The sequence below is a fragment of the Streptococcus infantis genome (assembly GCF_047460685.1).
GTDB lineage: Bacteria > Bacillota > Bacilli > Lactobacillales > Streptococcaceae > Streptococcus > Streptococcus infantis_AD.
Genome location: NZ_JASHFS010000005.1, coordinates 80,837 through 104,545, shown reverse-complemented (window position 1 = coordinate 104,545; position 23,709 = coordinate 80,837). Strand labels below are relative to the sequence as shown.

Genomic DNA, 23,709 nt, shown 5'->3' with positions numbered 1-23,709 from the left:
TAAACTTTGATGTTTTTTAGGTTAGGTATTAATTTAGTCCATAGTTATAATCATCATCCTGCATAGCTTCAACTTCACCAAGTAGATAACCATTACCAACTTGAGAGAAGAAGTCGTGGTTTGATGTACCAGTTGAAATCCCGTTCATAACGATTGGGTTGACATCATCTGCTGAGTCTGGGAAAAGTGGATCTTGTCCCAGGTTCATGAGTGCCTTGTTAGCATTGTAGCGAAGGAAGGTTTTAACCTCTTCAGTCCATCCGACTTCGTCATAGAGGCTCTCTGTGTAGCCTTCTTCATTCTCATAAAGAGTATAGAGAAGGTCGTACATCCATTCTTTGAGTTTTTCTTGCTCATCTTCTGGTAATTCATTGAAACCAAGCTGGAACTTGTAGCCGATGTAGGTTCCGTGTACAGACTCGTCACGAATAATCAATTTGATAATTTCTGCCACGTTGGCCAACTTGTTGTTTCCAAGATAGTAGAGTGGTGTGAAGAAACCAGAGTAGAAAAGGAAGGTTTCAAGGAAAACACTCGCTACTTTCTTTTCAAGAGGAGTTCCGTTTAGGTAGATTTCATTGATAATTTCAGCTTTTTTCTGAAGATATGGATTAGTATTAGTCCATTCAAAAATTTCTTCAATTTCAGACTTGGTATTTAAGGTTGAGAAGATAGAAGAGTAAGACTTAGCATGGACAGATTCCATAAACTGGATATTGTTAAAAACAGCTTCCTCGTGAGGTGTACGAATATCAGCACGAAGAGCCTGGACACCAGTTTCTGATTGCATGGTATCAAGAAGGGTCAAACCTCCAAAAACTTTACCGACAAGGTCTTTTTCCTTGTTAGAAAGCTTTCTCCAGTCATCTAAGTCGTTTGACAAAGGGATGCGCGTATCGAGCCAGAACTGCTCAGTCAGTTTTTCCCAGGTTGATTTATCGATGACATCTTCGATGGCATTCCAGTTAATGGCTTTGTAGTAAGTTTTCATTTGAAATCTCTTTCTGTGTGTAGTAATGCGATAACATAATCATTCTTATTTTATCATAATTCTATGCTATAATCGAACAAAAAGTCGGAAGCCCGACTTTTAAATTCTTACATGATTTTATCAGCAAAATACGTTTAATGGATTAAGTAAATGTAATTTCTTTGAGAGTTGAATTAAATCACACAGCTCTCGCATTGGTTAGCACCGACTTCTCCACCATCATCTGTAAAGGTACGGACGTAGTAGATAGACTTGATACCTTTGTTGAAGGCATAGTTACGAAGGATAGACAAGTCACGTGTCGTTTGTTTGTTTTCTTTCTTCCATTCGTAAAGGCCTGTTGGAATATCACTACGCATGAAGAGTGTGAGTGAAAGTCCTTGGTCCACGTGCTCAGTCGCAGCAGCATAAACATCAATTACCTTACGCATATCCATGTCATAAGCGGAAGTGTAGTAAGGAATTGTTTCTGTTGACAAACCAGCAGCAGGATAGTAGATCTTACCAATTTTCTTCTCTTGACGTTCTTCGATACGTTGCGTAATTGGGTGAATAGAGGCAGAAACATCGTTGATGTAGCTGATAGAACCATTTGGCGCTACAGCAAGTCGGTTTTGGTGGTAAAGTCCATCTGCTTTAACTTTATCACGAAGTTCAGCCCAGTCAGCAGCAGTAGGAATAAAGATATCTTTGAAGAGCTCTTTAACACGGTCTGATTTCGGAAGGAATTCGCCAGTTAAATACTTATCAAAATAGCTTCCGTTAGCATAGTCTGATTTGTCAAAGTTGTGGAAGGTAACACCACGTTCACGTGCGATATTGTTTGACTCAACCAAGGTCCAGTAGTTCATAAGCATAAAGTAGATGCTTGTAAATTCAACAGACTCAGGTGATCCGTATTCGATCAATTGTTGAGCAAGATAGCTGTGAAGTCCCATAGCTCCAAGTCCAAATGTATGAGCTTGGCTGTTTCCGTGGTCAATAGTAGGAACAGCTACGATATGAGAGCTGTCTGTAACGAAGGTCAAAGCTCGTACCATTGCACGGATGGAGCGACCAAAGTCAGGTGAAGTCATCATGTTGACCACGTTTGTTGAACCGAGGTTACATGAAACATCAGTACCCATTTTTAGGAATTCCTGAGCATCGTTGATAAGACTTGGTTCTTGGACTTGAAGAATCTCTGAACACAAGTTACTCATGATAATCTTACCATCAACTGGATTTGCACGGTTAGCAGTATCAATGTTGACGACATAAGGATAGCCAGATTCTTGTTGCAATTTAGAAATCTCAGTTTCTAAATCACGCGCCTTGATTTTTGTCTTACGGATGTTTGGATTTGCAACTAATTCATCGTATTTTTCTGTGATGTCGATGTAGTTAAATGGCACGCCGTATTCAAGCTCTACAGAGTAAGGACTGAAGAGGTACATTTCTTCATTTTTACGTGCTAATTCGTAGAATTTATCTGGTACCACAACACCAAGCGAGAGAGTCTTGACACGAACTTTTTCATCGGCATTTTCCTTCTTAGTTGAAAGGAAGGCGATGATGTCTGGGTGGAAGACGTTAAGGTATACAACCCCAGCACCTTGGCGTTGACCAAGTTGGTTAGAGTAAGAGAAGCTATCTTCGAAAAGCTTCATAACTGGTACGACACCAGAAGCAGCACCCTCATATCCTTTGATAGGAGCTCCAGCTTCACGAAGGTTGCTGAGGGAAATTCCCACACCACCACCGATACGTGAAAGTTGAAGTGCGGAGTTGATAGAACGTCCGATAGAGTTCATATCATCTGTTACCTGGATCAAGAAGCAAGATACCAACTCACCACGACGAGCACGACCTGCATTCAAGAAAGAAGGAGTAGCAGGTTGATAACGTTGGTGGATAATTTCATTAGCAATATCAATAGCAATCGCTTCATCACCATCCGCAAAGTAAAGAGCGTTAAAGAAGACGCGATCTTCCATGCTTTCAAGGTAGTATTCCCCGTCATTAGTCTTCAAAGCATATTGATTATAGAATTTATAGGCAGCCATGAAAGACTTAAACTGGAAGTTTTGATCCTTGATAAATTGATGCAGTTCTTCCAAAAATTCTGGACGGTATTTCTTGATAAATGCTGTTTCAATGTAGTTATGCTCAACGAGGAAGTTGATTTTATCCGTAATTGAGTTAAAAACCATTGTATTTGGTACAACATTTTCTTTAAAGAAGGCTTCTAAAGCTTCCTTGTCCTTGTGAAGCATAATTTGTCCATTAACAGGACGGTTAATTTCATTATTAAGACGGAAGTAAGTCACATCTTCAAGTTGTTTTAATCCCATAAAAATTCCTTTATCTAATTACAAAAGAAAGGCTTCTAAGGTAGACATAGAAGCTTTTGTCCTGATTCTTAAGCAAGTTGTTTGAGTTTACCTGGTTGGAAACCAGAGAAAACTTCTGTTGGTGTCTGAATAATAGGAGCAGCACTAAAGCCAAGCTCTTTTACTTGATCAATGTATTCAGGTTGTTCATCAAGATTGATTTCTTTATATTCAACATTATTACTGTCTAAAAAACGTTTCGTCATTTTACATTGGACACAGTTGTTTTTAGAATATACGGTTACCATTTCTGTAACTCCTCTTTAAAAATTTATTACTTTCTTAGTATATCAGAAAAAAAAACTTTGTCAACTTTCTAAAACTAAATCTTGTGTACTTATTTTACTGATTTTACTAACAAACACAATATATAGTGTAATATTGAGAAACAACGACAGAAAAATCAATGATTTCATTATAGACAACTTAACAAAAACTACATACTGTGTTTTGCTAAATTTAATAGAAGATTTTCAGCAAGTTATCTGAAAGGAAATTGAAGAAAGTCCATAAAATACTTGAAAAATATCAATGAAGGTGATATAATACTAAATTGTAAGGGTTATCAGATATGTAACTCAACAAGAAAACTATTAAAGGAGAGTCAAACTATGGCTTCTAAAGATTTCCACGTAGTGGCAGAAACAGGTATTCACGCACGTCCAGCAACATTGTTGGTACAAACAGCTAGCAAATTTGCTTCAGATATCACTCTTGAGTACAAAGGTAAATCAGTTAACCTTAAATCTATCATGGGTGTAATGAGCCTTGGTGTTGGTCAAGGTGCTGACGTTACAATCACTGCTGAAGGTGCAGACGCTGATGACGCTATCGCTGCAATCTCAGAAACAATGGAAAAAGAAGGATTGGCATAAGGAAATGACAGAAATGCTTAAAGGAATCGCAGCATCTGACGGTGTTGCAGTTGCAAAAGCATATCTACTCGTTCAACCGGATTTATCATTCGAGACTGTTACAGTCGAAGATACAAATGCAGAAGAGGCTCGTTTGGATGTTGCTCTTGAAGCTTCTCAAAACGAGCTTTCTCTTATCCGCGAGAAGGCTGTAGGTACGCTTGGTGAAGAAGCGGCACAAGTATTTGACGCCCACTTGATGGTTCTTGCTGACCCTGAATTGATCGGTCAAATCAAAGAAACTATCCGTGCTAAGAAAGTGAATGCAGAAGCAGGTCTGAAAGAAGTTACAGACATGTTTATCACAATCTTTGAAGGCATGGAAGACAACCCATACATGCAAGAACGTGCAGCGGATATCCGCGACGTAACAAAACGTGTATTGGCTAACCTCCTTGGTAAAAAATTGCCAAACCCAGCTTCTATCAATGAAGAAGTGATCGTGATTGCTCACGACTTGACTCCATCTGATACAGCTCAATTGGACAAAAACTTTGTAAAAGCTTTTGTAACAAACATTGGTGGTCGTACAAGTCACTCAGCTATCATGGCTCGTACACTTGAAATCGCTGCAGTTTTGGGTACAAACAATATCACTGAAATCGTTAAAGATGGTGACCTACTTGCCGTTAATGGTATTACAGGTGAAGTGATTATCAACCCTACTGAAGAACAAGCGGCTGAATTTAAAGCAGCTGGTGAAGCTTACGCTCAACAAAAAGCTGAATGGGCACTTTTGAAGGATGCTCAAACTGTTACTGCTGATGGTAAACACTTCGAATTGGCAGCAAACATTGGTACTCCAAAAGACGTTGAAGGTGTTAATGACAACGGTGCAGAAGCTGTAGGTCTTTACCGTACAGAGTTCTTGTACATGGATTCTCAAGACTTCCCAACTGAAGATGAGCAGTACGAAGCATACAAGGCTGTCCTTGAAGGAATGAACGGTAAACCAGTTGTTGTCCGTACAATGGATATCGGTGGTGACAAGGAACTTCCTTACTTCGATATGCCTCATGAAATGAACCCATTCCTTGGATTCCGTGCTCTTCGTATCTCTATCTCTGAAACTGGAGACGCAATGTTCCGCACTCAAATCCGTGCTCTTCTTCGTGCTTCTGTACACGGTCAATTGCGTATCATGTTCCCAATGGTTGCGCTTTTGAAAGAATTCCGTGCAGCTAAAGCAGTCTTCGATGAAGAAAAAGCTAACCTTCTTGCTGAAGGTGTTGCAGTTGCGGATGACATCCAAGTTGGTATCATGATCGAAATTCCTGCAGCAGCTATGCTTGCAGACCAATTTGCAAAAGAAGTTGACTTCTTCTCAATTGGTACAAACGACTTGATCCAATACACAATGGCGGCAGACCGTATGAACGAACAAGTTTCATACCTTTACCAACCATACAACCCATCAATCCTTCGTTTGATCAACAACGTTATCAAAGCAGCTCACGCTGAAGGTAAATGGGCTGGTATGTGTGGTGAAATGGCTGGTGACCAAACAGCTGTTCCACTTCTTGTCGGAATGGGCTTGGATGAGTTCTCTATGTCAGCAACATCTGTACTTCGTACACGTAGCTTGATGAAGAAACTCGACACTGCTAAAATGCAAGAATACGCTAACCGTGCTCTTACTGAATGTTCAACAATGGAAGAAGTTCTTGAACTTTCTAAAGAATACGTTAACTTCGATTAATCAATTACAAATCCTTGTAGCTTCTAGCTATGAGGATTTTTTTTTCTATTTTCTAGAAAACTCCATCTGTAAAATTTATCAAAAATATGGTAAAATAGACAAGGGAAAATACAAGGAGGATACAATGCAAAATAGACCAATCATTATCGGAGTAACAGGGGGATCTGGAGGAGGAAAGACAAGCGTATCTAAAGCAATCTTGTCACATTTTCCAAATGAAAAAATCTCTATGATTGAGCATGATTCCTACTATAAAGATCAATCTCATCTAACCTTTGAAGAGCGTATTAAGACCAACTATGACCATCCTTTTGCTTTTGATACTGATTTGATGATTGAGCAAATCAAAGAGTTGTTGGCAGGTCGTCCAGTTGATATTCCTACCTATGATTATGCTGCCCATACCAGAAGTTCTAAAACTTATCGTCAAGAACCTCAGGATGTCTTTATCGTAGAAGGAATCTTGGTTTTGGAGGACAAACGACTTCGTGATTTGATGGATATCAAGATTTTCGTAGATACAGATGATGATGTCCGTATCATTCGCCGTATTAAACGTGATATGGAAGAGCGTGGTCGTAGCCTGGATAGCGTTATTGACCAATACCTTGGTGTGGTGAAACCCATGTATCATCAATTTATCGAGCCAACAAAGCGTTATGCAGATATCGTTATTCCAGAAGGAGTGACCAATACAGTAGCTATTGATTTGCTGACAACAAAGATTGAAAAGATTTTAGAAGAAGCACGTCTTGCCCAATAATAAGCAGATAAAAGGCTGTGGGAAAGTAAAGATTTTATCAAGATTGAACCTTTTTCTCATATCCGTGAATCTTTACAATCATGCTTTTAGATAGTCTCGTCAAAGGGACTTTTAGAAGTCTGTAATCTTAATTAAATACAAAGTCAGTTACTTAGGGCAAATAAAAATCGAGGCCGGGATTTTCCCGACCTCTTATTTTTTGATTTTTTCAAGTCTCGGAACAATAACTAGGGTAAGTATTGCTGAGATTATGAGTTCTGCGATAGAATTTGTTGAGATAACAGTAGCTAATAGTTTTTGGATATTTCCATCAAAAACATTTCCAAAGAGGAAGAAGATTCCGCCTAGTACAAATACAGTATTTGTGAGGGAACCAAGTGCTCCCGCGAAGATAAGCCCTGCCTTGTTTTTGAGGAGTTTGTAGACAAAGTATGGAGTTAAACCAATAAGGATGCGTGGTACAATCGCAATAACTAGGGAGTAGATGTTACCGTTTGGTACAAATGGAGAGAAGAGGTAGCTAGTTGGGAGAATAGTGATCGTATTGACAGTCAAGCTAATCATTCCCATCAAGAAACCTAAGATAGCCCCAATCCGTGGTCCGTAGATGATACTAGCAATGATGACTGGGATATGGACAATGGTTGGTTTAATTGGAAATGGCAAGACATTAAAGACAATAGAGCTCAGCAAATGAATGACAATCATGCTGGCAAAAAAGATAGCAATAGGAGCAATATTAGAGCGTTTGTTCATGAAGTTTTTCCTTTATCTGTTGTAAAATAGTATCAAGATCAGCAAGAGCACCACGTCCTACATCGCCACAGGCCAGTAGGGACTCTTTTGGAGCAATAATTGTATAACCATAAGTTTCTAAAGTTTTTAAGTTTGTTTGAGTTGCTGGATGGTCATACATTTTGGTATTCATAGCAGGCGCCACTAGTTTTGGAACATAGTGGGGCAAGGCAAGAGCAGTAGAGGTTACCATATTATCTGCGAAACCGTGTGCTAGTTTTGCAATCGTATTAGCAGTAGCAGGGGCAAGGATAAACAAATCTGTTTCTTTGCCAAGTTCGATATGATTGACTTTGTCAGGATAAGGTTCCTGCATAACATCTAGATGTACCGTATTTTGAGATAGGACTTGAAGGGTTAAAGGTTGGATAAAGGCAGTCGCAGCCTGGGTCATAAGTACAGTTACAGAATGCCCCTGTTTCTTCAAGTTACTAACCAAATCAGCAGCCTTGTAAGAAGCGATAGAGCCTGTAACAGCGAGTGTAATACGAGCCATAATTTTCCTTTCTAACGATCAAGTTCTTGAATTCTCTTGGTTAACAAGTCAGCAATTTCTTGCTTGCTAGTAGAAAGCTGATAATCTTTTTCTTCTACTAGATAAGCCAGGTGCTGATTTTCATTAATCTGAGTGAGGTCATTAGCGACAATCAAGTCAGCTTGATTCTTTTCAAGACTTTCTCTAGCGATTTGAATCAGATGCTCCTTGGTAACATCGACAAGCAGTTTAAAGCCGATGAGATGAATATTGGGGTTCCATTCTTTGACAAGAGCAATAATTTTTGGATTTTTCTTGAGAAATAGGACTTGCACCTCAGCCTTAGAGGAGATCTTTGTTTCCATATTTTTCTTATGCAAAAACTCACTTAAATCTTGGCTTGCTTGGACTTGGTCAAGACCAGTCATGTAAACAGGACTATAGTCAGAGACTGCCATGGAATGAATCAAAACTTGATAATCAGGAACAATCCGTTTCATCTTTCGAAGTAAATCGGAAGTGTTTTTGATTTCAATGATGGATAAATTTGAGTGTGGTGCTGGTTTTAGTGCTTGTTGCGTAGTAATCAGACAAACCTGATGCCCAGCCTTCAGTAAAGTCTCAGTTATAACTTTACCAAGTCTACCAGTAGAGTGGTTGGTAATGGAGCGAACTCTATCAATGGCTTCGCTTGTACCACCAGATGTAACTAAAATTTTCATAGAACTATTGTACAAAAAAATGAGCAGTAAGTAAAATGAAAGCGATAAAATATAACTAAACTTTATAACTATATTATTATTGACAATTAATTTAAGATATAAGATAATTATTTTAGTTATATATGAAAAGGGGAAGCCGTTATGGACTTTTTTAAGTTTGCAGATAATATGGTTAAAGAAGCTAGTAAAGTAATTGATGATGCTAGTAAGACAACCAGTAGCGTACTTAATGAAGCTGGAAAAGCTTTAGATAGCGCTGGGAAAGTTACAGGAGATTTATTATCAGATTCTGTAAAAGTAATAGGAGATGTATCAAATAAGATAGGAAATGTTGTTTCAGACGTTTCAGGTCAAGCTGCTACAGTAGCGAATGATACTGTTCAACAAGTAACAGAGGTTGCATCTGGCACGCTTAATCAAGCTGGTAAAGTTGCAACGGAAGCAAAATCTCAAATTGATTCAATAGATCTTTTTAATGGTAAACTAAGGTCCGAAGCTGTTGAGAACTATCATGAATCTATTCAAACATATAATGAAAAAGCCACAGATCTAACGAATAAATCGACTGAGCTTTATAAAAGTAGAGACAAGGCGATCAAAGTTGTCAAAATCATTGAAGAAAGAATTAGTAAATTAGCAAATAAACCGAAAGAATTTGAAACAAAATTAGACGAAATAATTGTTGAAATACAGAATTTCGAAGATAAGCAGTTAGCTATTACTCAGTCAATCAAAGAAGCAGAATTAGCCAGCGGTAGTACGGCAGCTACAGCTTCTTTAAGTGCTTTAGGTGTGACAGTCGCAACTTTAGGTCCTACTGCAGCTATGGGAGTTGCAACTACTTTTGGTGTCGCATCAACAGGAACAGCAATTTCTAGCTTGACAGGTGCAGCAGCAAATAGTGCGGCATTAGCTTGGTTAGGTGGAGGAAGTCTAGCAGCAGGAGGAGGAGGTATGGCTGCTGGCAATGCCTTTTTAGCCATGGCGGGCCCTGTTGGTTGGGGGATTGCTGGCTTAATGTTAACAGCGTCTGTCGGAGCAGGTGTTTTTGCTAATAAAAAAAATGAAGAAGTAGCTAAAGAAGCGCTTGATGAACAAAAGAAAATTGAGTTATTAATTAGACAAACTGATAAATCAATAATAGAAATTAGTGAATTAATTAATTTAATTGAAAAGCAAACTGAGGGGATTTATTTAGCCAACTTATCTTTAACTGGGCTGGACTATAGCTTATTTTCTGAAGAAGAAAAATATCAAGCAGGTGCTTTAGTAAATTCAACCCTCTCACTTACTTCGATGATTAATAAGGAAATTAAAATAAATGATGAATCAGGCTGTTAATAGAGCATTTTATCAAGGGATAGGTGCTTATGTCAATTGTTTAAACAACTTGAGAATTCAAGACTTACAAATTGCCATGAAAATGATTGAGGATGAAGCTCGACATGTCATTTTAAACAAGGACAATGCCTCTAAAATTTTAAACTATGCTAGAGATAACATTGAAGACGTTATTCTAAAGAATCGTGGAGGTGAATACGGCGGTCACGGTTTTATTGCTGAATTTGCAGAAGCAGGAATTGTGAATGCGAGAAGAGCTTTTGAAGGATTAAATCCTATTGTAAAAGTATTGAATGATAATGGACCAGCCGATTTATTAATTGGTAGAAATACCATTCAAATGAAGTTTTATAATAATTTACGTGATGAACTAGCTCAATCATTTCATTACAGTAAAAAAATGAAAATGATGTTTCCAAAAGATCACGTGCTAGTATACGAAAAAATTATGGCTGGCGCCAAAGAAGTTGAATTTGATGGTAAAAGATTGTCTATTAAACAAATTACCGATATACGACAAATGATCAATGATATTACCGAAAGCAAGGGACTTACTTCATATAAATCTTGGATGAAATCATCTGTTCTAAATTATAATGATGCTCAAAAAAATTCAATTAATTCTTTTTTAGATTCCGAAGAGAAGAATATTCGTAAAACAGTCAGACTAAAACAACAAGAATTAAATAAAAAACGATTAGTAGCACAAAAAAATTCATTGCCAAGAATAAAAGAAGCCAATAAGATTGCAAGAAATGCAGCTGTTTTACAGGGTGGTTTAGCTTTGATGTTCAATGTGTATGGGAAATACAAAGAAGGAAAAACAATTTTTGAATTTGATCAATCAGATTGGTTAGACTGTGGACTGGAAACAGTGGAAGGTGCGGTAAAAGGTTCTATATCAGGTTACGCGATTTATGGTCTCACTAATGTTTTTAAAATGAGTGCTCCTAATGCAAGTGCGTTTGTAACAGCAAGTTACGGCATGGTAGATATTATTACTAAACTTAGAACAAATGAGATTACTGAGGATGAATTTATAAATTTTATAACTATCAATACATTGGATACAACATTAGCGACAATTGGTTCATGCGTTGGTCAAACACTTATTCCTGTCCCTGTCTTAGGAGCAGTAGTAGGTTCAATAGCTACTTCAATAATTTGGGAAATAGGTAAAGGAATTTTAAGTGATAGGGAACAGGAATTAATTCAAGATTACAGGGAAAACTTAGATAATCATATCAAAAAGTTAGATGATAAATACAAGATTATTTTTAATGATGTTATGGATAAATATCATAAACTAGGACAATTACAGGATTACTCTTTTGATTTATCTATCAATACACGTCTTCGTTTTGAATATACAATTGAATTAGCTGAGTATATAGGAGTTTCTGATGACGAAATTCTACATGATTTATCCGAAATTGATAGCTACTTTCTGAGTTAGTAGAAAGCTTTCAACTATAGTTAAAACCTATAAAGGCATATAAAAATTTAAATAGAGATAAATAAAGCCTGTGATTTAGCCATATTTACGAACGTTAACAAACATAATGACTGTTAAAAATCTTATTTTATGTTATAATGAAATAACACATTAGAGGTAGAGGAGTTTGTTATGAAAACAGATATTGAAATTGCACAGAGTATCGAGTTAAAACCAATCGTAGAAGTCGTTGAGAATCTTGGTATTTCTTACGACGATTTGGAGTTGTATGGAAAATACAAGGCTAAGCTTAGTTTTGATAAAATTCGTGAAGTGGAAAGTAATCCAGTCGGTAAATTGATCCTGGTTACAGCTATCAACCCAACACCTGCTGGTGAAGGAAAATCAACTATCACTATCGGACTTGCTGATGCTTTGAATAAGATTGGTAAGAAAACCATGATTGCTATCCGCGAACCTTCTCTTGGACCAGTCATGGGGATTAAAGGTGGTGCAGCTGGTGGTGGTTATGCCCAAGTTTTACCAATGGAAGACATCAACCTTCACTTTACTGGAGATATGCACGCTATTACAACTGCAAATAATGCTCTCTCTGCCTTGATTGACAATCACTTGCACCAAGGAAACGAGCTAGGAATCGACCAACGTCGTATTCTTTGGAAACGTGTGGTTGACTTGAACGATCGCGCTCTTCGTCACGTAACAGTCGGCCTTGGTGGTCCTCTTAACGGTATTCCACGTGAAGATGGATTTGATATCACTGTTGCTTCAGAGATCATGGCCATCCTTTGCTTGGCAACTGATATTGAAGATTTAAAACGTCGTTTGGCCAATATCGTCATTGGTTACCGTTATGACCGTACACCTGTTTCAGTGGGTGATCTACAGGTTGAAGGTGCCTTGGCATTGATTTTGAAAGATGCTATCAAACCAAACTTGGTTCAGACAATTTACGGTACACCTGCCTTTGTACATGGTGGCCCATTTGCCAATATCGCACACGGATGTAACTCTGTCTTGGCTACAACTACTGCCCTTCACTTGGCAGATTACACAGTAACAGAAGCAGGTTTTGGTGCAGACCTTGGTGCTGAGAAATTCCTGGATATCAAAACTCCAAACTTGCCAACTTCACCAGATGCAGTAGTGATTGTTGCAACACTTCGTGCTCTTAAGATGAATGGTGGGGTTGCTAAGGATGCTTTGACAGAAGAGAATGTAGAAGCTGTTCGTGCAGGATTTGCAAACTTGAAACGTCACGTTGAGAATATCCGTAAGTTCGGTATTCCAGCAGTTGTTGCAATTAACGAATTTGTATCTGATACAGAAGCAGAAATCGCAGCCTTGAAAGAACTTTGTGCTTCAATCGATGTTCCGGTTGAGTTAGCTAGCGTATGGGCTGATGGAGCTGAAGGAGGAGTGGCTTTGGCTGAAACTCTCGTCAAAACAATTGACGAAAACCCAGCTAACTATACACGTTTGTATGACAACGACCTTTCTGTCCAAGAGAAGATTGAAAAGATTGTCACTGAAATCTATCGTGGTAGCAAAGTAAACTTCGAGAAGAAAGCTCAAACTCAAATCGCTCAAATCGTTCAAAATGGTTGGGACAAATTGCCAATCTGTATGGCTAAAACTCAATATAGTTTCTCAGATAATCCAAATGCTCTTGGTGCACCTGAAAACTTTGAAATTACTATTCGTGAATTGGTACCAAAATTGGGGGCAGGCTTTATCGTTGCACTTACTGGTGACGTTATGACCATGCCTGGTCTTCCAAAAAGACCTGCTGCCCTCAACATGGATGTTGAAAGTGATGGTACAGTTCTTGGATTATTCTAATTGAACAATATAAAGACAAGCTCAACATTGAGTTTGTCTTTTTGTTATTATTAAAAAATCTCCTAGATAGAGATAACTAGGAGATTTGAGTTTTTATTTCATAGTTGGGAAAAGAAGTACATCACGGATAGTTGTAGTATCAGTGAGTAGCATGCAAAGACGGTCGATACCAATTCCCAAACCACCTGTTGGTGGCATACCGTATTCAAGGGCTTCGATGTAGTCGTAGTCAATGCCTGTTGCTTCGTCATCACCAAGCTCTTTGGCTTTGGCTTGAGCTTCGAAACGGCTAAGCTGGTCGATTGGGTCGTTCAACTCAGTAAAGGCATTTCCGTATTCTTTAGTCATGATGAAGAGTTCGAAACGGTCAGTAAAGCGTTCATCTTCAGGATTTTTCTTAGCAAGTGGTGATACAGCTACTGGGTGACCATAGACAAAGGTAGGTTGAATCAATGTTTCTTCAACAAATTCTTCAAAGAAGGCATTGATAATGTGTCCAACTTCAGTGTAGTGTTTTTCAACTGGGACATTCTTTTCAGCTGCGATAGCTTTTGCTTCTTCGAAAGTCATATCTTTCCAGAAATCAACACCTGTAATTTCCTTGATTGCATCAACCATGTGTACACGTTTAAATGGTTCGTTGATCTTGATTTCAGTTCCTTGATAGATAACTGGACCATCACCCTTAACTGATTTAGCAGCGTGCTGGATGATGCCTTCAGTCAAGTCCATGATGTCTTGGAAGTCTGCGTATGCTTGGTAAACTTCGATAGAAGTGAACTCAGGGTTGTGTGTAGCATCCATTCCTTCGTTACGGAAGATACGGCCAATCTCATAAACACGCTCCATACCACCAACGATAAGACGTTTCAAGTGAAGCTCAGTCGCAATACGAAGAACCATATCAATGTTTTGAGCATTGTGGTGTGTGATGAATGGGCGAGCAGCAGCACCACCAGCTTCGTTGTGAAGAACAGGTGTTTCAACTTCTAGGAAACCTTTTTGATCAAGGTAACGACGGATTTCAGAGATGATTTTTGAGCGAGTAACAAAGCGTTCAAAGCTTTCACGGTTTGAAATCAAATCAAGGTAACGTTTACGGTAAATAGTTTCAACGTCTGTTAAACCGTGGAATTTCTCTGGAAGCGGACGAAGGGCTTTGGACAAGTGAGTGATATGTGTAGCCTTGATAGAGAGTTCTCCCATATCTGTACGCATAATTTCACCTTCGACACCAAGGAAGTCTCCTAAGTCAGCCTTTTTGAAGATTTCGTAGTTTTCTTCACCGACGGCGTCTTTACGAACGTAGATTTGGATTTGACCTTCGCGGTCTTGAAGGTGGGCAAATCCAACTTTACCTTTACCACGCTTTGTTACCAAACGTCCAGCTATAGTAGCAGTCTCGTTTAAATCGTGTAGTTGTTCTTTGTCAAGGTCAGCATATTTATCTTTTAATTCTTGTGAGTTAGCAGTGCGTTCAAAGCGTTTACCGAATGGATCGATTCCTTGTTCGCGGAGCGCAGCCATTTTTTCACGGCGAACGATCTGCTGGTCATTTAGTTCTTCCATATGTTCTGTTGACATGGTTTCCTCCTAGTTTTTACTCAATTCTTGATACGATGAGTCTTTTTTGCGATACTCCCATTTTATCATAAAAATCAAATAAATTCACGGATATTCTACAAAATCTAAAAAGAACTTAACAGCGATTGTTAAGTTCTTTTTAGATTTTGATAAGAAGTGTCGTTCCAGACTAAGAGGTTGAAGTTTTTAAAGTCTTCTGTTTCGACAATAGTAACACTAGCATTTGCTAGACCTCCTTCTTTTCTAAGTAGTGGAGTATCATAGCCTAAAAGAGTTCGAATACTGGCTGTGAGATTGGCTCCGTGACCGACAATCATGACATGTTCAAAAGGTTTGGACTCTAATGATTTGATAAACTGAATGGTCCGCTGAGTTGTTTGATAGACAGACTCTGCTCCAAACATAGTTGAATCAAACTTTGCTAGATTGGTACGAAAAGCTTTTAATTGCTCGGGATAGATGGCTTCCAAGGTTGCAAATTTTGCACCTTCAAGTTTTCCAAGTTGCCATTCTCTTAGTGAGGGTATCTCTTCTAATGGACAGCTGTTTTTCAGTTGACTTTGGATAATTTGAGCGGAAGTTTTAGCACGAGGAAGATCACTAGAATAAATCACATCAAATGAAGTTTCCTGAAGATATTGGCCTAATTTTTTTAAGGTTTCAATGGATTCCTCAAGAAGTGGAGAGTCCCCGCTTGCTCCTTGAAAACGTCCCTCAAGATTCCAAAGTGTTTTACCGTGACGAATAAAATAGAATTTCATGTGCTACTTGCCTCCAAGATATCAGCAAATTCAGCTTTAACAAAGGCTGCTAGATCTTGAGGGTTGATAATGATACTATGACCAACCTCCCCTGCGGAAACAATCATTTCATTCAGTTGAAGAGCAGTTTGGTCGATAAAGATAGGATAGTTATGTTTTTGACGGATTCCAACTGGATTATTGGCACCGTGGATATAGCCTGTTGTTTTTTCTAGGTCTTTTTGTGGAATCATGCTCACTTTCTTATTACCTGAAATCTTTGCAAGCTTCTTTTCAGAAAGGTGTTCAGTGATAGGAAGGATACCGATAATGGGGCCAGTCTTATCTCCCAGAAGTGCTAGAGTCTTGAAAATCTGACTCTTTTCATAACCTTGAGGCATCTCACCTTCCAGGGCATTAATTTGAATTCCTTTATGATTAATTCCTGCCTTGGTTAAAATTTGTTGGACCAAGGTTTTTTTGACTTTTACTTTTTTAGCCATTATTTATACTTATCCTCCAATTGACTCATCCAAATACCTAACCAAATACCTAGAGCGAAGAAAAAGGCAATGATGACATAAGACACAAGAGATAATCCATTGTAGCTGATGCTTTCAGCATTACCAGCATTTGGAATGAGGATTAAGATTGTACTTGAAAGAACAATTCCGATGATAAAGTGGTAAACACGAGATTGATAAACACGGAGAGCGTAGTCCATAAATTTTGAAAAAATGACAAGAGTAGCAAGTGCTCCAATTCCTATTGGAAGGAAGGTACCAAATAAATCAAAAGTCTTAAACCCTGTTAACATAGGGCCATAAAGGCCAAGAATCAAGAGAAGATTGGAAGGACTAAGCCCTGGAACCAAAATCCCCAGAGCCAATAAACAACCAGCTAGTGTAAAGTTTAGGAAGCTTGCAGATAGAGAACCAACTACAAAATTCAAGGCATAGAGGGCGATACCTGAGATGATGAAGGTTGCCCAAAACCATATGTGGTCAACCTTGTCTCTATCAGAGTCACGAGTTGATTCTTTGACAAGACTTGGGATAGTACCAATGATAGCTCCAGCAAAACTCCACAATACATACACTTGATAATTCTCTAAAAGATACTCGATTGGATAGGAGAAAAGTCCAATGCCCAGTAACATCCCAATACCAACAGGTAGGAAAAAGAGCACATCTTCTTTTAAATTCTTAAAAGGATGAGCAAGAAAACGAATCATTCTTTCATAAATTCCTAAGATAGCAGCCAGAACGCCGCCAGAAATCCCTGGTAGAATGAAACCGAGAGCAATAACAATTCCCTTAATAATTTTTGATAGCCATGATAACATAGAGTTCCTCCGAGATTCATATTCTATAAAGATAAAACAGTGATTTAATACTGAAAAATAAAGAAAAGCAAGCAGAAAGCAATGTCTGACTTGCTTATGGTGATAGTGATTAAGGATTTAAAAACAATTTTCTAAAGGTTTCTTCCTTGTTTTTTGTGGAAGAAATAAGGTTCAAATCCAGATGATTTTCAAAGCCTCCAAGGTTTCCATGAGAGGTGTATTGGTGAAGATCATAGTTAAGATCTGTTTTTGGAGCACTTTCATAGTAACCCGAGTTGGTCCCATAGGAAGGTATCCAGATTGCTGAGAAATTTTCCGTACTGATACTATGCTCCTCCATAAAGTAGACACCAACATAGATGCCAATATTTTTAGCTCCCAATGAAGCTAATTTAGCACGAAAGGCCTCAACACCCTTGTTCATGTCAGACATAGTCTTGTCTTCAACATCCAACCAATAGTAGCTAGGATTATAGGGAGAAGCAGCATTATAAAAAACTTCGGCAGCTTTTTCCATTTCTTCGACATTTTTACCAGCTACATAGGCATAAACAGCGACTGGAATATTCCGTTTTTGAAATTCTGTGATGTGTTCTTTATAAGCCTTATCAACCCCATTTTTAAATGAAGCATCGTTTTCAACAGAAGCTTGAGCTCCACTATGAACCCGAACGATTGCACCTGAAATATTTTGAGCTAAGGTGTCATAATTGATCTCTGATGGTCTTTGCCAGCCAGAAACATCAATAATCGGCTTGTTGATATTATGTAAAGCTTGAGTTTCTACTTGAACTGGATTTTGCTTTGTTTTGACTGGATGGTCTTCAAACTTGGGTCTATTGATGATTAAAATACCCACAAGAGTAGCTAATACAGTAAAAATAAAAACAGGATTTATTTTCTTTCTCATACTTTTATAGTGTATCGTAAATGGTGAAAAAAATCAAAAAAAATACTCAAAATCCTCTAGGAAATGCGATGTTTTATAGCACTTGCCCTCTTTTGTGTTTGAATGAACAAATTTATGATATAATATAAGGGAATTTCTATAGAAAAGAGAAAAATATGTCAAATTATGCAGTTATTTTAGCAGCGGGTAAAGGTACTCGTATGAAATCAGATCTACCAAAAGTCATGCACAAGGTTGCAGGAATTTCTATGCTGGAGCATGTTTTTCGTAGTGTAGGGGCAATCAAGCCTGAAAAAACAGTAACGGTTGTTGGTCATAAGGCAGAGCTAGTTGAACAAGTTTTAGCTGGTCAAACTGATTTTGTAAGACAGTCTGAGCAATTAGGAACTGGTCATGCGGTTATGATGGCTGAGCCAATTCTTGAAGGACTTTCTGGACAAACATTGGTTATTGCTGGTGATACACCACTCATTACTGGTGAAAGTCTAAAGAACTTGATTGATTTCCACGTTAATCACAAGAACGTAGCTACAATCCTAACTGCAGAAGCTGAAGATCCATTTGGTTATGGACGTATTGTTCGTAATGAGAATGCTGAAGTGCTTCGTATCGTGGAGCAGAAGGATGCGACTGATTTTGAAAAACAAATCAAAGAAATCAATACAGGAACCTATGTATTTGATAATGCTCGTCTTTTTGAAGCTCTTAAAAATATCAATACCAACAACGCCCAAGGTGAATACTACATCACTGATGTCATCGGCATTTTCCGTGAAGCAGGGGAAAAAGTTGGTGCTTATACTCTAAAAGACTTTGATGAAAGTCTCGGAGTTAATGACCGTGTTGCCCTTGCGACAGCTGAAGGCATTATGCGTCGCCGTATTAACCAAGCGCATATGATCAATGGAGTTAGTTTTGTGAATCCTGAAGCTACTTACATTGACATTGATGTTGAGATCGCTCCAGAAGTTCAAATAGAAGCAAATGTAACCCTCAAAGGTTCTAGTAAGATTGGTGCAGGAACTGTTTTGACCAACGGAACTTATATCGTTGATAGTAGTATCGGAGCAGGAGCAGTGATTACCAATTCAATGATTGAGGAAAGCTCAGTTGCTGATGGTGTTACAGTTGGTCCTTATGCTCATATCCGTCCAGGATCAAGCCTTGCAAAAGATGTGCACATTGGAAACTTTGTTGAAGTCAAAGGATCTAGCATTGGGGAGAATACTAAGGCAGGTCATTTGACTTATATTGGTAACTGTGAAGTTGGTAGTGATGTCAACTTTGGTGCTGGAACAATCACTGTAAATTACGATGGTCAACACAAGTTTAAAACAACCATTGGTAACAATGTTTTCGTTGGTTCAAATTCAACTATCATTGCTCCAGTAGAGCTTGGAAATAATTCTCTTGTTGGAGCAGGTTCAACCATTACTAAAGATGTCCCAGCTGATGCCATTGCTATTGGACGAGGTCGTCAAGTCAATAAGGATGAATATGCAACTCGCCTCCCTCATCATCCTAATAATAAATAGGAGCTAACGATGGAATTCGAAGAAAAGACTATAAGTCGTAAAGAAATCTATAAAGGAGCGATCTTCCAATTGGTTCAAGACCAGGTTGAACTACCTTCTGGCAAAGGTAGAGCGCAACGTGATTTGATTTTCCACAATGGAGCAGTTTGTGTCCTTGCAGTCACTCCAGAAAATAAGATTGTCCTTGTTAAACAATATCGCAAGGCGATTGAAAAAGTCTCTTATGAAATTCCTGCAGGTAAACTTGAAATCGGGGAGAATGCAGAACCAGAAGCAGCAGCCCTTCGTGAATTAGAGGAAGAGGCAGCCTATACTGGAAAATTAAGCCTTGTCTATGATTTTTACTCAGCGATTGGATTTTGTAACGAGCGCTTAAAACTTTACTTGGCAAGTGATTTGACAAAAGTTGAAAATCCTCGTCCTCAGGATGAAGATGAGACTTTGGAGTTGCTTGAAGTCAATCTTGACCAAGCTAAAGCACTGATCCAGTCAGGAGATATTTGTGATGCAAAGACCATCATGGCTATCCAGTACTGGGAATTACAAAAAAATAGTGGAGGAACCCATGGGTAAACCTTTATTAACAGATGAAATGATTGAACGTGCCAATCGAGGAGAGGACATCTCAGGTCCTCCCTTGCTAGATGATGAGGAAACTAAGATTTTACCGACTTCTTCTCAAAATTTTGGCTATTCACGAACCAGAGATCATGGTTTTAGCCAGGATACACTGACCATCGAAGTTGAACCTTCTATTCACAAAAGTCGTCGGATTGAAAATACTAAGAGAAATGTCTTTAATTCTAAATTGAATAAAATTCTATTTGCAGTTATTTTTCTCTTGATTTTGTTGATTCTAGCAATGAGATTTATTTAAGGGGTCTATCATGAAAATTGGAATTATAGCAGCTATGCCAGAAGAGCTAGTTTACTTGATTCAACACTTGGACGATGCCAGCGAAGAAAAGGTTCTGGGAAATAGCTATCATACTGGTAAGATTGGTTCTGTCGAGCTTGTACTTGTAGAGAGTGGAATCGGAAAAGTCATGTCTGCTATGAGTGTTGCTATCTTAGCGGATCACTTTCAGGTGGATGCAGTGATTAATACTGGATCTGCTGGTGCAGTGGCAAATGGAATCGCAGTAGGGGATGTAGTGATTGCAGACAAGCTTGCCTACCACGATGTTGATGTGACTGCCTTTGGCTATGATTACGGTCAAATGGCGCAACAGCCTCTCTATTTTGAATCAGACAAAAAGTTTATCAGTTTGATTCAAGAGAGTTTGTCTAAACTGGAACAAACTTGGCATTTAGGTTTGATTGCGACAGGAGACAGTTTTGTTGCTGGAGAAGATAAAATCAAAGCGATAAAAGAACACTTCCCTCAAGTTCTTGCTGTAGAGATGGAAGGGGCAGCTATTGCTCAAGCAGCTCACGCTTTGAACCTACCTTTCTTAGTTGTTCGTGCCATGAGTGACAATGCCAACCATGAAGCATCCGTTTCCTTTGATGAATTTATCGTAGAAGCAGGACGTCGTTCTGCCCAAGCCCTAATGACGCTTTTGCAGTCTATAAAGGATTAATAGAATAATTACTGAGAGTGGGACAGAAATCGGTAATTCGTTAGAATTCGATTTCGTTGTCCCACCTCCGCACAGTTGAGAAGGGGTGTAAAAGCTGATGAAATCAGCGTAGTAGAGTCCACTCAACCACTGCGTCTTGCTCGACAATCAAAAGAGAATTGAGAGGCTAGGACTTTTGTCCCAGCCTTTTCTTGTCTTGCCAACTAAAATAATCAGAAGGCTCCTAAGAAAAGTTATTTTCAAACTTTTTTGATATAATAGAAACATTGACTTGAAGAATAAGGAAGAGAAAATGAACGATTTATTAAAGGGAATGAATGCCCGTCAAGCCGAGGCCGTTCAAACCACAGAAGGACCTTTGCTGATCATGGCGGGTGCTGGATCTGGTAAGACTCGTGTTTTAACCCACCGTATTGCCTATTTAATTGATGAAAAGATGGTCAACCCATGGAATATCTTGGCCATTACCTTTACCAATAAAGCTGCCCGTGAAATGAAGGAGCGTGCTTATAACCTCAACCCAGCTACTCAGGATTGTTTGATCGCGACCTTCCACTCTATGTGCGTGCGTATCCTACGGCGCGATGCCGACCACATTGGCTACAATCGCAATTTCACGATTGTGGATCCAGGGGAGCAGCGAACGCTCATGAAACGTATTCTCAAGCAGTTGAACTTGGATCCTAAAAAATGGAATGAACGTACCATTTTGGGAACCATTTCCAATGCTAAGAATGATCTGATTGACGACGTAGCTTATGCTGCCCAGGCAGGAGATATGTACACGCAAATTGTAGCTAAGTGTTATACAGCCTATCAGAAAGAACTTCGTCAGTCAGAGTCAGTGGACTTTGACGACTTGATCATGTTGACTTTGCGGCTCTTTGACCAAAATCCTGATGTTTTGACTTATTACCAGCAAAAGTTCCAGTACATCCATGTTGATGAATATCAAGATACCAACCACGCCCAGTATCAACTAGTCAAACTTTTGGCTTCTCGCTTCCAAAATATCTGTGTAGTTGGGGATGCTGACCAGTCTATCTATGGTTGGCGTGGTGCTGATATGCAGAATATCTTGGACTTTGAGAAGGATTATCCTAAGGCCAAGGTTGTTTTGTTGGAGGAAAATTACCGTTCAACAAAAACCATTCTCCAAGCAGCTAATGATGTCATCAAAAACAATAAAAATCGCCGTCCAAAGAATTTATGGACTCAAAATGCGGATGGGGAACAGATTGTCTACTATCGTGCTAATGATGAACAAGACGAGGCTGTCTTTGTAGCCAAAACCATCGATGAACTTGGTCGAAGCCAAAACTTCCTCCACAAGGATTTTGCGGTTCTTTACCGTACCAATGCCCAGTCTCGTACCATTGAAGAAGCTCTGCTCAAGTCTAATATTCCTTATACCATGGTCGGTGGAACAAAATTCTACAGCCGTAAAGAAATTCGTGATATTATCGCCTATCTGAATCTCATCTCTAATTTGAGTGATAATATTAGTTTTGAACGCATCATCAATGAACCTAAACGTGGCATTGGCCCTGGTACAGTTGAGAAAATCCGTGACTTTGCCAACCTACAAAATATGTCTATGCTAGATGCTTCAGCTAACATCATGTTATCAGGGATTAAAGGTAAGGCAGCCCAGTCAATCTGGGATTTTGCCAATATGATTCTTGATTTGCGGGAGCAACTGGATCATTTAACCATTACTGAGTTAGTGGAAGCAGTCTTGGAAAAGACAGGCTACATAGATCTTCTCAATGCCCAGGCGACTTTGGAAAGTAAGGCTCGTGTTGAAAATATCGAGGAATTCCTTTCAGTTACCAAGAACTTTGATGATAATCCAGATAATCAGGAAGAAGAAACTGGCTTGGATAAACTCAGTCACTTCCTCAATGACTTGGCCTTGATTGCAGATACAGACTCTGGTAGTCAAGAGACATCAGAAGTAACCTTGATGACGCTCCATGCGGCCAAGGGACTCGAGTTTCCAGTTGTCTTCTTGATTGGAATGGAAGAAAATGTCTTTCCGCTTAGTCGTGCAGCAGAGGACATGGATGAATTGGAAGAAGAACGCCGTCTTGCCTATGTCGGTATCACGCGCGCAGAGAAAATTCTTTATCTAACCAATGCTAACTCACGCTTGCTATTTGGTCGAACGAACTATAATCGCCCAACACGCTTTATCAATGAGATTAGTTCAGATTTGTTAACTTATCAAGGTTTGGCGCGTCCTGCTAATAGTAGCTTCAAAGCATCCTATAGTAGCGGAGGTGTCGCCTTTGGTCAAGGCATGAGCCTAGCTCAAGCTCTACAAGATCGTAAACGCAATGCAGCACCAAGATCCATTGAATCAAAAGGACTACCTTTTGGACAATTTGCTGCTGGATCAAAATCAATTTCAAGTGAAACCAGCTGGTCAATTGGTGATATTGCCCTTCATAAGAAGTGGGGTCAAGGAACTGTTCTAGAAGTTTCAGGAAGTGGAGCTACTCAGGAATTGAAAATCAATTTCCCAGATGTCGGCCTCAAAAAACTTTTAGCCAGTGTAGCACCGATTGAGAAGAAGTAGTAGATAGTTTCAGTTTTTGAAGTTAATGATAACAGATTCATTTGATTCCACAGAGTTTAGT

General features: G+C 38.9%; 22 protein-coding genes. 11 read left to right on the top strand and 11 right to left on the bottom strand.

Annotation, left to right across the window (positions count from 1 at the left end):
- Nucleotides 1-28: 28 nt before the first annotated feature.
- From nrdF to nrdH, 3 genes are all read right to left on the bottom strand, one after another.
- A complete protein-coding gene (gene nrdF / locus QM917_RS03565) occupies nucleotides 29-991 on the bottom strand; it encodes a class 1b ribonucleoside-diphosphate reductase subunit beta (protein ID WP_049526102.1) in 963 nt (320 codons plus the stop codon).
- Nucleotides 992-1,164: 173 nt separating this feature from the next.
- Nucleotides 1,165-3,324 (bottom strand): class 1b ribonucleoside-diphosphate reductase subunit alpha, encoded by a 2,160-nt coding sequence (nrdE, locus tag QM917_RS03560; RefSeq protein ID WP_281334956.1) that lies wholly within the window; start codon nucleotides 3,322-3,324, stop codon nucleotides 1,165-1,167.
- Nucleotides 3,325-3,392: 68 nt separating this feature from the next.
- Entirely contained in the window at nucleotides 3,393-3,611 is a 219-nt protein-coding gene (gene nrdH / locus QM917_RS03555; RefSeq protein ID WP_000259242.1) for a glutaredoxin-like protein NrdH, read from the bottom strand.
- 363 nt (nucleotides 3,612-3,974) lie between these two features.
- On the opposite strand from nrdH, the gene QM917_RS03550 reads away from it, so the two are divergent.
- From QM917_RS03550 to udk, 3 genes are all read left to right on the top strand, one after another.
- Nucleotides 3,975-4,238: a phosphocarrier protein HPr gene (locus QM917_RS03550; protein ID WP_000146952.1), complete on the top strand. Its 264-nt coding sequence runs from the start codon at nucleotides 3,975-3,977 to the stop codon at nucleotides 4,236-4,238.
- A gap of 4 nt (nucleotides 4,239-4,242) precedes the next feature.
- On the top strand, nucleotides 4,243-5,976 hold the full coding sequence (gene ptsP, locus QM917_RS03545) for a phosphoenolpyruvate--protein phosphotransferase (RefSeq protein ID WP_025171271.1): 1,734 nt from the start codon (nucleotides 4,243-4,245) through the stop codon (nucleotides 5,974-5,976).
- A 124-nt stretch (nucleotides 5,977-6,100) separates the two neighbouring features.
- Nucleotides 6,101-6,739: a uridine kinase gene (gene udk / locus QM917_RS03540; RefSeq protein ID WP_007555045.1), complete on the top strand. Its 639-nt coding sequence runs from the start codon at nucleotides 6,101-6,103 to the stop codon at nucleotides 6,737-6,739.
- 192 nt (nucleotides 6,740-6,931) lie between these two features.
- Here the strand turns inward: udk and QM917_RS03535 are convergent, their stop codons facing one another.
- Genes QM917_RS03535 through QM917_RS03525 form a run of 3 tightly spaced genes read right to left on the bottom strand, consistent with a single transcriptional unit; the run spans nucleotide 6,932 to nucleotide 8,731 of the window.
- The gene (locus tag QM917_RS03535) at nucleotides 6,932-7,495 is read right to left on the bottom strand and encodes an ECF transporter S component (RefSeq protein WP_001042711.1); all 564 of its coding nucleotides are present in this window, start codon (nucleotides 7,493-7,495) and stop codon (nucleotides 6,932-6,934) included.
- Complete coding sequence (gene coaC, locus QM917_RS03530; RefSeq protein ID WP_311522323.1) at nucleotides 7,479-8,030, bottom strand: phosphopantothenoylcysteine decarboxylase; 552 nt, start codon at nucleotides 8,028-8,030, stop codon at nucleotides 7,479-7,481. The genes QM917_RS03535 and coaC overlap by 17 nt, the downstream gene beginning before the upstream one ends.
- A gap of 11 nt (nucleotides 8,031-8,041) precedes the next feature.
- Nucleotides 8,042-8,731 carry a phosphopantothenate--cysteine ligase gene (locus QM917_RS03525; RefSeq protein ID WP_075231313.1) on the bottom strand — a complete coding sequence of 230 codons (690 nt, stop codon included), beginning with the start codon at nucleotides 8,729-8,731 and terminating at the stop codon, nucleotides 8,042-8,044.
- Between the two features lie 141 nt (nucleotides 8,732-8,872).
- Here QM917_RS03525 and QM917_RS03520 point away from each other — a divergent pair, with 141 nt between their 5' ends.
- The 3 genes from QM917_RS03520 to QM917_RS03510 all read left to right on the top strand — a co-directional run bounded on the left by QM917_RS03520 (nucleotide 8,873) and on the right by QM917_RS03510 (nucleotide 13,370).
- Nucleotides 8,873-10,072 carry a hypothetical protein gene (locus QM917_RS03520; RefSeq protein WP_414284856.1) on the top strand — a complete coding sequence of 400 codons (1,200 nt, stop codon included), beginning with the start codon at nucleotides 8,873-8,875 and terminating at the stop codon, nucleotides 10,070-10,072.
- Nucleotides 10,053-11,528, top strand: coding sequence for a hypothetical protein (locus tag QM917_RS03515; RefSeq protein WP_414284855.1), 1,476 nt, complete (start codon nucleotides 10,053-10,055; stop codon nucleotides 11,526-11,528). Before QM917_RS03520 ends, QM917_RS03515 begins: the two co-directional genes overlap by 20 nt.
- A 171-nt stretch (nucleotides 11,529-11,699) precedes the next feature.
- Nucleotides 11,700-13,370, top strand: a complete 1,671-nt coding sequence (locus QM917_RS03510; RefSeq protein WP_371607712.1) for a formate--tetrahydrofolate ligase — start codon at nucleotides 11,700-11,702, stop codon at nucleotides 13,368-13,370.
- A 93-nt stretch (nucleotides 13,371-13,463) separates the two neighbouring features.
- Here QM917_RS03510 and lysS read toward each other — a convergent pair whose 3' ends face one another.
- From lysS to QM917_RS03485, 5 genes are all read right to left on the bottom strand, one after another.
- A complete protein-coding gene (lysS, locus tag QM917_RS03505; RefSeq protein ID WP_414284853.1) occupies nucleotides 13,464-14,954 on the bottom strand; it encodes a lysine--tRNA ligase in 1,491 nt (496 codons plus the stop codon).
- 128 nt (nucleotides 14,955-15,082) lie between these two features.
- On the bottom strand, nucleotides 15,083-15,715 hold the full coding sequence (locus QM917_RS03500) for a histidine phosphatase family protein (protein ID WP_371607714.1): 633 nt from the start codon (nucleotides 15,713-15,715) through the stop codon (nucleotides 15,083-15,085).
- Entirely contained in the window at nucleotides 15,712-16,197 is a 486-nt protein-coding gene (locus QM917_RS03495) for an aminoacyl-tRNA deacylase (protein ID WP_414284851.1), read from the bottom strand. The genes QM917_RS03500 and QM917_RS03495 overlap by 4 nt, the downstream gene beginning before the upstream one ends.
- Entirely contained in the window at nucleotides 16,197-17,039 is an 843-nt protein-coding gene (locus QM917_RS03490; RefSeq protein ID WP_371607716.1) for a DUF368 domain-containing protein, read from the bottom strand. The genes QM917_RS03495 and QM917_RS03490 overlap by 1 nt, the downstream gene beginning before the upstream one ends.
- Before the next feature lie 109 nt (nucleotides 17,040-17,148).
- A complete protein-coding gene (locus tag QM917_RS03485) occupies nucleotides 17,149-17,949 on the bottom strand; it encodes a glycoside hydrolase family 25 protein (protein WP_414284850.1) in 801 nt (266 codons plus the stop codon).
- A gap of 155 nt (nucleotides 17,950-18,104) precedes the next feature.
- Here QM917_RS03485 and glmU point away from each other — a divergent pair, with 155 nt between their 5' ends.
- The 5 genes from glmU to pcrA all read left to right on the top strand — a co-directional run bounded on the left by glmU (nucleotide 18,105) and on the right by pcrA (nucleotide 23,648).
- Nucleotides 18,105-19,484: a bifunctional UDP-N-acetylglucosamine diphosphorylase/glucosamine-1-phosphate N-acetyltransferase GlmU gene (glmU, locus tag QM917_RS03480; protein ID WP_414284848.1), complete on the top strand. Its 1,380-nt coding sequence runs from the start codon at nucleotides 18,105-18,107 to the stop codon at nucleotides 19,482-19,484.
- Nucleotides 19,485-19,493: 9 nt separating this feature from the next.
- Nucleotides 19,494-20,057 (top strand): NUDIX hydrolase, encoded by a 564-nt coding sequence (locus QM917_RS03475; protein WP_414273413.1) that lies wholly within the window; start codon nucleotides 19,494-19,496, stop codon nucleotides 20,055-20,057.
- Nucleotides 20,050-20,361 carry a cell wall synthase accessory phosphoprotein MacP gene (gene macP, locus QM917_RS03470; protein ID WP_060955683.1) on the top strand — a complete coding sequence of 104 codons (312 nt, stop codon included), beginning with the start codon at nucleotides 20,050-20,052 and terminating at the stop codon, nucleotides 20,359-20,361. Before QM917_RS03475 ends, macP begins: the two co-directional genes overlap by 8 nt.
- 10 nt (nucleotides 20,362-20,371) lie before the next feature.
- Nucleotides 20,372-21,067 (top strand): 5'-methylthioadenosine/adenosylhomocysteine nucleosidase, encoded by a 696-nt coding sequence (locus tag QM917_RS03465; protein ID WP_049529649.1) that lies wholly within the window; start codon nucleotides 20,372-20,374, stop codon nucleotides 21,065-21,067.
- Nucleotides 21,068-21,359: 292 nt separating this feature from the next.
- Complete coding sequence (gene pcrA / locus QM917_RS03460) at nucleotides 21,360-23,648, top strand: DNA helicase PcrA (protein ID WP_414284846.1); 2,289 nt, start codon at nucleotides 21,360-21,362, stop codon at nucleotides 23,646-23,648.
- Nucleotides 23,649-23,709 lie beyond the last annotated feature (61 nt).